The sequence below is a fragment of the Pseudomonas sp. genome, from assembly GCF_049301935.1.
Lineage (GTDB): Bacteria > Pseudomonadota > Gammaproteobacteria > Pseudomonadales > Pseudomonadaceae > Aquipseudomonas.
In genome coordinates this window covers 1-6,905 of sequence record NZ_JBAQLP010000073.1, presented here as the reverse complement: position 1 = coordinate 6,905, position 6,905 = coordinate 1, and the positions used below count along the sequence as shown (strand labels likewise).

The 6,905-nt window shown below is 59.9% G+C and carries 7 protein-coding genes and 1 pseudogene; 6 read left to right on the top strand and 2 right to left on the bottom strand.

Features of this window, described 5'->3' with window-relative positions; all coding sequences use genetic code 11:
* Together WA145_RS10785 and WA145_RS10780 are read right to left on the bottom strand one after the other, a co-directional pair.
* The coding region (locus tag WA145_RS10785; protein ID WP_422581580.1) for a Dps family protein at positions 1–173 on the bottom strand (173 nt) is incomplete at its 3' end.
* A 150-nt stretch (positions 174–323) separates the two neighbouring features.
* Entirely contained in the window at positions 324–1,442 is a 1,119-nt protein-coding gene (locus WA145_RS10780; protein ID WP_422581579.1) for an HD domain-containing phosphohydrolase, read from the bottom strand.
* Between the two features lie 293 nt (positions 1,443–1,735).
* Here WA145_RS10780 and aspS point away from each other — a divergent pair, with 293 nt between their 5' ends.
* The 6 genes and pseudogenes from aspS to WA145_RS10750 all read left to right on the top strand — a co-directional run.
* Positions 1,736–3,511 (top strand): aspartate--tRNA ligase, encoded by a 1,776-nt coding sequence (gene aspS / locus WA145_RS10775; RefSeq protein ID WP_422581578.1) that lies wholly within the window; start codon positions 1,736–1,738, stop codon positions 3,509–3,511.
* A gap of 103 nt (positions 3,512–3,614) precedes the next feature.
* On the top strand, positions 3,615–4,364 hold the full coding sequence (locus WA145_RS10770; protein WP_422581577.1) for a YebC/PmpR family DNA-binding transcriptional regulator: 750 nt from the start codon (positions 3,615–3,617) through the stop codon (positions 4,362–4,364).
* Between the two features lie 173 nt (positions 4,365–4,537).
* On the top strand, positions 4,538–5,062 hold the full coding sequence (gene ruvC / locus WA145_RS10765; protein ID WP_422581576.1) for a crossover junction endodeoxyribonuclease RuvC: 525 nt from the start codon (positions 4,538–4,540) through the stop codon (positions 5,060–5,062).
* 23 nt (positions 5,063–5,085) lie between these two features.
* Complete coding sequence (gene ruvA, locus WA145_RS10760) at positions 5,086–5,691, top strand: Holliday junction branch migration protein RuvA (protein WP_422581575.1); 606 nt, start codon at positions 5,086–5,088, stop codon at positions 5,689–5,691.
* Positions 5,691–6,743, top strand: coding sequence for a Holliday junction branch migration DNA helicase RuvB (ruvB, locus tag WA145_RS10755; RefSeq protein WP_422581574.1), 1,053 nt, complete (start codon positions 5,691–5,693; stop codon positions 6,741–6,743). The genes ruvA and ruvB overlap by 1 nt, the downstream gene beginning before the upstream one ends.
* A gap of 52 nt (positions 6,744–6,795) precedes the next feature.
* Positions 6,796–6,905: pseudogene (locus WA145_RS10750) on the top strand (4-hydroxybenzoyl-CoA thioesterase); the annotation flags it as partial.

The following is a 6,905-nucleotide window of genomic DNA, read 5'->3' as shown; positions in this document are numbered from 1 at the left end:
TCGGTGTACTGACCTTCAAACATCAGGTGCAGGGTGTTGAACATCGGGCCGGTGACGTTCCAGTGAAAATTGTGGGTTTTCAGGTACAGGGTGTAGGTGTCTGCGAGCAGGCGCGACAGGCCTTCGGCGATGGCGGCGCGGTCCTGCTCGGCAATGCCGATATTGATTTCCATAGTATTTCTCCTCTCAGGTGGCTCGGGGCTTGGCTGCCCGCATGATGGGCTGGAGCCTATCATGGGGTTTACCGAGCTTTATCGTGGTTTATATCAATGAAAGTGATGGTTGGAGGCTATTGCTGGGGCTGGGTTCAATTTTTCTGCGGCTTAGCGATGCGCTAGCTCGGGGTGCTGTTGCAGTGTCTGGTTGAATAATTCGACCCAGTGGGCGCTGAATTGCCGCCCAGCGAGGTTGTTGATTTCCAGGATCGCGCGCAGCAGCGGGCGTTTATTCAGGGTTTGATGAGCGCGCTCATGGGTGCGGGCGTCAAACGTATCGACGATGTTGATAATCAGGGCGCCGGGGCAGGTTTCGACTTCTTTTAGGCCTTTGGGGTAGCCGCTGCCGTCGGCGTGCTCCTGATGTTGCAGGGTTATTTCTGCGGCGGCGTCCCAGCGCGGCATGCGCTTGAGCAGGTCGTAGGCGAGGCGTGGGTGCGATTGCATCTGCCGGCGTTCTTCGCGATTGAAGTGTGCCTCCTTGTGCAGCATCTCCAGTGGCAGAAAAGCCATGCCCAGGTCGTGCAGGCAGATGGCTGCCGCCAGTTGCTCGGGTTGTTCCGGGTTGCCGCCCAGTTGGTTGATCGCCAGGGCCAGGTCGAGCTGGCGCAGGCCGCGGCCTTGCCAGAAGTGTGAGCGACGCTCGCTGGCTTGCATCAGGTCGACAAAGAACAGCAGATCGGCGTCGGCTTCGATGCCATAACGTCTGAGCAACTCGGCGGCAGCGGTTTCGCCCGTCGCCATGGCTGCGGGTGGCCGTGAGCTGGGGTCGAGTTGTTGCAGTAGAGCGCTGCGCATGTCGGTTTGTTGGGCGCTTGGGGCCAGTGCCAAGGCGCTAAGCGCCTGGCTAAGCGCCTGGCTTTGGGTTGGTTTGAGCTGCGCTGGCGGGCCGCCGAGTGCGTGCTGGATCAGCTCTTTCAGGTGGTCGAGGGTCAGTAAAAGGATATCGCCCAGCAGGCTGTCGAAGCTCAATTGGCCCTCGCGTAGGCACGACAGTACATCCTCGGCGGCTTGCGGCACGCTCATCAGCGTATCCAAACCGATATAACCCAGGTTGCCCTTGAGTGTATGCACCAGGCGAAACAGTTCGCGCAGACGCTCGCGGTCATCGGGGGCGTGCTCAAGTTCGATCAGCAACTGTTCGCAACGCTGGAATTGTTCGGCAGATTCCTGGCGAAAATCTGCCAGCAAATCACTGGGTATTTCAGCCAGGTTTGGTGTGGCCATAAGTCTCTCCACTATTCGACGGTCAGAGTGCTGCACGGCTCAGTATAGGAAGGGCTGGCAAAAGCGCGTGGGGTGGCGGCTGCAAGTAGCGGCTTAACCATATATAATCCCGGGCTTTGCCGTGTTTTGCCGGGCGAGCAGTTGGCTATGTAATGCGCCGCTGATCGTTTCGCGCCCCTTAAAAGGCAGCGCAATTGCGGAAAATGGCGCCTGCGCCAGCCGGTTGTCCGGCCAACGAGCGTCGCAGCCATGCGACCCAACGAATTCAAGACTCAAGAGAAGCGACCACCACCATGATGCGCAGCCATTATTGCGGCCAACTGAACGAGAGCCTGGACGGCCAGGAAGTCACCCTTTGCGGTTGGGTACATCGCCGTCGTGACCATGGCGGGGTGATTTTCCTCGACATTCGTGACCGCGAAGGTCTGGCCCAGGTGGTATTCGACCCGGATCGCGCGGCGACCTTCGCCACTGCCGATAAAGTGCGCAGCGAATACGTGGTGAAAATCACCGGCAAGGTGCGTCTGCGTCCGGCCGGTGCCGGCAACGCCAATATGGCCTCCGGCGCTATCGAAGTGCTGGGTTACGAGCTGGAAGTGCTGAACGAAGCGGAAACCCCGCCGTTCCCGCTCAACGAATACACCGATGTCGGCGAAGAAACTCGCCTGCGCTACCGCTTTATCGACCTGCGTCGCCCGGAGATGGCGGCCAAGTTGAAGCTGCGCTCGAGCATCACCAGCAGCATCCGTCGTTATTTGGATGAAAACGGCTTCCTCGATGTGGAAACGCCGATCCTCACCCGCGCCACCCCTGAGGGCGCGCGTGACTACCTGGTGCCGAGCCGCACCCACGCCGGCAGCTTCTTTGCGTTGCCGCAGTCGCCGCAGCTATTCAAGCAGCTGCTGATGGTCGCCGGCTTCGACCGTTACTACCAGATCGCCAAGTGCTTCCGCGACGAAGACCTGCGTGCCGACCGCCAGCCGGAATTCACCCAGATCGACATCGAAACCAGCTTCCTCGATGAAGCCGACATCATGGCTATCACCGAGAAGATGATTCGCCAGCTGTTCAAGGAAGTGCTGGGCGTCGAATTCGGCACGCTTCCGCACATGACCCTGGCCGAAGCCATGCGTCGTTTCGGTTCCGACAAGCCGGACCTGCGCAACCCGCTGGAACTGGTGGACGTGGCCGATCAGCTGCAAGCCGTCGACTTCAAGGTGTTCAGTGGTCCGGCCAACGATCCGAAGTGCCGCGTTACGGCGCTGCGCGTACCGGGCGGGGCGAGCATGCCGCGCAGCAAGATCGACGAATACACCAAGTTCGTCGGCATCTACGGTGCCAAGGGCCTGGCCTATATCAAGGTCAACGAACGCGCCGCTGGCGTGGAAGGACTGCAGTCGCCGATCGTCAAGAACATCCCGCTGGACAACATCAACGTGATCCTCGATCGCGTTGGTGCGGTCGATGGTGACATCGTGTTCTTCGGCGCCGACAAGGCCAAGATCGTCAGCGAGGCCCTGGGCGCGTTGCGCATCAAGCTGGGTCACGACCTCAATCTGCTGACCTGTGAGTGGGCACCGTTGTGGGTCGTCGACTTCCCGATGTTCGAGGAAAACGACGACGGCAGCCTGACCGCCATGCACCACCCGTTCACCGCGCCCAAATGCAGCCCAGCCGAGCTGGAAGCCAACCCCGCCGGCGCGCTGTCGCGGGCCTATGACATGGTGCTGAACGGCACCGAGCTGGGCGGCGGTTCGATCCGTATCCACGACAAATCGATGCAGCAGACTGTGTTCCGTGTACTGGGTATCAGCGAAGACGAGCAGCAGGAGAAGTTCGGCTTCCTCCTTGACGCCCTGAAGTTCGGCGCGCCGCCCCATGGTGGCCTGGCCTTCGGTCTGGATCGCCTGGTGATGCTGATGACCGGCGCGCAGTCGATTCGTGAAGTGATTGCCTTCCCGAAAACCCAGAGCGCGGCCTGCGTGATGACTCAGGCGCCGGGTGAGGTGGACAACAAGTCGCTGCGTGAACTGCATATTCGCCTGCGCGAGCAGCCGAAAGCGGAATAAAGCGTCACAAGAGGCCTGGTTTACCAGGCTTCTTCTTTATGGCGGCCGGAGAGGTTCGGACTCTCGCGCCTCGAAATCGAATGTGAAATAACCGGAGTGAGTTATGGCTGGTCATTCCAAGTGGGCCAACATCAAGCACCGCAAAGGGCGTCAGGACGCCAAGCGTGGCAAGATCTTTACCAAACTGATTCGTGAGCTGACGGTCGCTTCCAAGCATGGCGGTCCGATTCCAGCGGACAACCCGCGGTTGCGCCTGGCGGTGGACAAGGCGCTGACCAACAACATGTCGCGCGATGTAATCGATCGTGCCATCGCCCGTGGTGCCGGTAATAACGAAGCCGACAACGTGGTCGAGCTGAGTTATGAGGGTTACGCGCTGGGCGGCGTGGCAATTATCGTCGAGGCCATGACCGACAACCGCAATCGCACCGCCGCCGAAGTACGCCATGCCTTTACCAAGTGCGGTGGCAACCTGGGCACCGACGGTTCGGTGGCCTATATGTTCGAGCGCAAGGGGCAGCTCAGCTTCGCCCCAGGTGTTAGCGAGGATGCGCTGATGGAAGCGGCGCTGGAAGCCGGTGCCGATGACGTGGAAATGGCTGAGGATGGCTCGGCTTTGGTGTCGACCAGCTTTGCCGATTTCCATGGGGTCAACGAGGCGCTCAGTGCGGCTGGCTTCAAGGCTGAAGAGGCGGAAATCGCCATGATCCCGTCGATCAGTGCGCCGGTTACTGATCTGGAAACCGCACAAAAGGTCATCAAGCTGATCGATATGTTGGAAGATCTGGATGACGTGCAGGAGGTCTATCACAACGCTGAGATCTCCGACGAGCTGATGGAGCAGCTTGGCTAGGGCTAGAAATTGCTCGGCGTAAGCCGGAAGACGCTCGTGGGCGCTTCCGGCTTTTTCGTGTTGGCGTGCCGGGTATCTTGTTGTGGATGACGGCAGCCCATCGACGCCCCTATACTCGCTAACTGGATAAATAGACAGTGTGGCGCTTGTCGCGTCACCAGTGGATAACAGGCATGACGCTGATTTTGGGCATCGACCCCGGCTCGCGCATCACCGGTTACGGTGTGGTGCGTGATACCGGGCGCAACTGCGAATATGTTGCCTCCGGCTGCATTCGTACGGGCAATGGTTCGATGCCGGAGCGTCTGCAGGTGGTGTTTCGCGGCGTGCGTGAAGTCATCGAAACCTACGGGCCAGTAACCATGGGCATCGAGCAGGTGTTTATGGCGCGCAATCCGGATTCCGCGCTCAAGCTCGGTCAGGCGCGCGGCGTGGCCATAGTCGCGGGCATCGAGTCGGGGCTGGATATCGCCGAATACACCGCCACCCAGGTCAAGCAGGCGATTGCCGGCAGCGGCGGGGCGGACAAGGAGCAGGTGCAGCTGATGGTCATGCACCTGCTCAAACTGGTGCAAAAACCGCAGATCGACGCATCGGACGCCCTGGCCATTGCCCTATGCCATGCCCACCATCGGCAGAGTCTGATTCCTCATGGTCTGGTCGGTGCCAAGCGGCGCGCCGGTCGCCTTCGTTTGTAACGTTATTTTTAAGGAAAGCAGCGGTGATCGGACGTTTGCGCGGCACCCTGGCGGAAAAGCAGCCGCCCCATGTGATTGTTGACATAAATGGTTTGGGTTATGAGCTGGAAGTGCCCATGACCACCCTGTACCGTCTGCCCTCGGTAGGCGAACCGCTGACTTTGCACACCCATCTGGTGGTGCGTGAGGATGCGCAGCTGCTCTATGGTTTTTTCGAGAAGCGCGAGCGCGAGCTGTTTCGCGAGCTGATCCGCCTCAACGGCGTGGGGCCGAAACTGGCACTGGCGCTGATGTCTGGACTTGAGGTCGACGAATTGGTGCGTTGCGTGCAAGCGCAAGATACGTCGGTGTTGGTGAAAATCCCAGGTGTTGGCAAGAAAACCGCCGAACGTCTGTTAGTTGAGTTGAAAGACCGCTTCAAGGCCTGGGAAACCGTGCCCGGCATGTCGCACCTGGTGGTGGAACCTCGCGGTGGTAGTGCAGTCTCAAGCGCGGAGAATGATGCGGTCAGTGCACTTATTTCGCTCGGCTACAAACCCCAGGAAGCCAGTCGCGCCGTCTCAGCTATTAAGGAAGACGGTTTGAGCAGTGAAGATATGATTCGTCGAGCCCTGAAGGGAATGGTCTAGTGCTAGAAGCTGATCGCCTGATTACTGCCGCCCCGCGTGACCGTGATGAGCAAGTTGACCGTGCCATTCGCCCACTTAAGCTGGCCGAATACATCGGCCAGCCGAGCGTGCGCGAGCAGATGGAGCTGTTTATCCAGGCGGCCCGTGGCCGTAGCGAGGCCCTCGATCACACCCTGATCTTCGGCCCGCCCGGTCTGGGCAAGACCACCCTGGCCAATATCATCGCCCAGGAAATGAACGTTTCGATCAAGAGCACCTCGGGTCCGGTGCTGGAGCGGCCGGGTGATCTGGCGGCGTTGCTGACCAATCTGGAGCCGGGTGATGTGCTGTTTATCGATGAAATTCATCGCTTGTCGCCGATTGTCGAGGAAGTGCTGTATCCGGCCATGGAGGACTTTCAGCTCGACATCATGATCGGCGAAGGCCCGGCCGCGCGCTCGATCAAGCTTGACCTGCCGCCGTTTACCCTGGTGGGCGCCACCACGCGCGCCGGCATGCTGACCAACCCGTTGCGTGACCGCTTCGGCATCGTCCAGCGGTTGGAGTTCTACAACACCGAGGATCTGTCCACCATCGTCATGCGTTCGGCGGGGATTCTCGGCCTGCCGATCGAGCCCCATGGCGCCTTCGAGATTGCCCGTCGTGCCCGCGGTACGCCGCGTATCGCCAACCGCCTGCTGCGCCGCGTGCGCGACTTTGCCGAAGTGCGCGCGCAGGGCGATATCACCCGGGAAATCGCCGATCTGGCGCTGAATTTGCTGGACGTCGATGAGCGCGGCTTTGATCACCAAGACCGGCGTCTGCTGCTGACCATGATCGAGAAGTTCGATGGTGGTCCGGTGGGGGTGGATAACCTCGCCGCTGCCATCAGTGAAGAGCGTCACACCATCGAAGATGTGCTGGAGCCCTATCTGATTCAGCAGGGCTATATCATGCGCACCCCGCGGGGTCGCGTGGTCACCCGGCATGCCTATTTGCACTTTGGCCTGAACGTGCCCAGGCGCATGGGCGAACTGCCCACGGCTGACTTGTTCGGGGGTGATGATGATTAACAAAAAATACTTGTCGAAGACGATTGGCAAGATCGGGAGCTGGCACTAGAGTATGCGCGCGCAAAACGGAGTTACGCCGTTCACCCATCGCTGTCGGGTTTATTTCGAAGACACCGATGCAGGCGGCATCGTCTACTACGTCAATTACCTCAAATTTATGGA